Consider the following 245-nt stretch of genomic DNA (forward strand, 5'->3'; position numbering starts at 1 on the left):
GCATCAAATGCACAGCAGTCGGGTCGCAGACTGCGGCCACTGCCACATTTTTTAAGCCGTACTTGATGACCTCTCGAATCACAGCCATGACATCCTGGGTTCCCCCGGAACCACAATTATCACAATGATCCAGCAGTAAAGTGGTTTTCTTTAACTCCGCTGCTTTTTTCAGCAGTTTATCTCGAGGGTCAGGCCTGTAGATCATTTGCTCTCTGACTTCCCACGCCGCTGTGACTATTTCATCT

1 protein-coding gene is annotated in these 245 nt (G+C 49.0%); it reads right to left on the bottom strand.

Annotated elements, in window-relative coordinates; translation table 11 throughout:
- A partial coding sequence (locus CWC16_RS19730; RefSeq protein WP_212747474.1) for an MlrC C-terminal domain-containing protein occupies positions 1-205 on the bottom strand: 205 nt, incomplete at its 3' end.
- Positions 206-245: the final 40 nt, after the last annotated feature.

This window comes from Pseudoalteromonas sp. S3776 (assembly GCF_005886915.1).
Classification (GTDB): Bacteria; Pseudomonadota; Gammaproteobacteria; order Enterobacterales; family Alteromonadaceae; genus Pseudoalteromonas.